Here is a 1,507-nt window from a genome sequence, read left to right as displayed (position 1 = left end):
CCATGTGCCAGCACCAGTTTGACCGCCTCGGCCCGGAATTCCGGCGTGTATGTTGTTGATCTCATGATTTCACTCCCTTCGACAAGTTTATCAAATGGAAGTGTCCGAAAATGTCAGGCTACCTCAAGGCTTTCCCCCTTTTGCTTGAAGTAACGGTGTTAAGGATCCATCGGCATTCACCAAGCTTACGGACGAGGCGCCTCCTTCCCTTCCGTCCACTCCACCCTCGCCAACTTCGATGCGAAGGACTTGCCCCGGCTGAAGTCCCGAGATTACTCCAGTTACTTGTTCTCCACCCGAGCCCCCCTCTCCGGCAACAGCCCCATCCCCTAACACGCCGCTAGCACCACCCCCTGCACCTGGAGCGGTTCCCGGCTTTCCGTTTAGGTTGATGGTGTGACCTCCATCGCCACCTTTTCCACCAACAGAGTTGCTGCTGCCTAGGACGCCGCCACCGCCACCACCAGCTCCCGGGGCATTTCCGCCTTGTCCGCCAAGTTCAATAGTCGTGTTGACGAACGTGTTTTCAAAATTTTCGATTCTTTGCTGAAGCGCTTCAACGTCCGATTCTGAAACACTCCAACCTTGACCTAACGCATCGTAGGTAGCAAGTTGTTGTGTTTTCCATTCCCGAAGCAACGAAGGAGGGTATTGAAACTCCTTCTTTGGGTCATCAATCTCCGCAGAATGTTCCCTGCAAAGCGCTAACAAATTGGATACAGACATGTTTTCCGCTTGACTCTGAGTCGGATCCCACCTAGGCCCACCTTCACTGCGTGCACAGATATGCGCTGCGGTCGAATTCAAAGTCCTTATCTTGCTCTCAGGATCAACCTTGTAAAGCGGGGCTTGGCAGCCTGGAAAAGCACAAAAATATGCGTTCGCGTACAGCTCCTTCAGCGTGGCGGGGCTGGGTACTGGGTGACGAATAGGCTTATGTCTCTGATTCATATTTTTTCGTTGATGGACTTAGATGCAAGGCTTCAGTCGGATGGAAATCACGCCCGTTCGGCAGCATAAGATTAAAAGCAGCAGCGCTGATCAGGAATATCTACAGTCTAACTCATCAGCTTGGCAGCTAATGAGCTTTAAGGCGCATTCGGCTGGCCGGATGGCAATCGACGATTCTCAGCTTTTTTGTACAGTACAATGGATCCATTGCTGCTCAGTGCTGCGCACATTTGAGGAAACCGTGAGTAAAGAACTGCATCTGGTGACATCAATTTCACTTGAGCCAGGACATACGGCAACTGGCTTCACCGTCAAGAACGGGCGCATCCAAATTGTCGATGAGAAGGGGGACGCTGTGGCCCCGGTGCATACCAATCGTATTCTTTATACGGAGAGACCCAAGGGGCCCAAAGTCCGCACCATGGTCACGTTGAGGTAGCCTGACATTTTCGGACACTTCCATTTGATAAACTTGTCGAAGGGAGTGAAATCATGAGATCAACAACATACACGCCGGAATTCCGGGCCGAGGCGGTCAAACTGGTGCTGGCACATG

The 1,507-nt window shown here is 52.0% G+C and carries 2 protein-coding genes; one reads left to right on the top strand and one right to left on the bottom strand.

The window, feature by feature from the left end:
- Positions 1-123 precede the first annotated feature (123 nt).
- On the bottom strand, positions 124-726 hold the full coding sequence (locus H3H39_RS28435; protein ID WP_182157687.1) for a hypothetical protein: 603 nt from the start codon (positions 724-726) through the stop codon (positions 124-126).
- A 265-nt stretch (positions 727-991) separates the two neighbouring features.
- Between H3H39_RS28435 and H3H39_RS27255 the strand changes: the two genes are divergently transcribed.
- Positions 992-1,390, top strand: a complete 399-nt coding sequence (locus H3H39_RS27255) for a hypothetical protein (RefSeq protein WP_182157686.1) — start codon at positions 992-994, stop codon at positions 1,388-1,390.
- Positions 1,391-1,507: the final 117 nt, after the last annotated feature.

It is taken from the genome of Rugamonas apoptosis, from assembly GCF_014042355.1.
Lineage (GTDB): Bacteria > Pseudomonadota > Gammaproteobacteria > Burkholderiales > Burkholderiaceae_D > Rugamonas > Rugamonas apoptosis.
The sequence above is the reverse complement of the archived record's forward strand: the minus strand, read 5'-3'. Positions and strand labels throughout refer to the sequence as shown.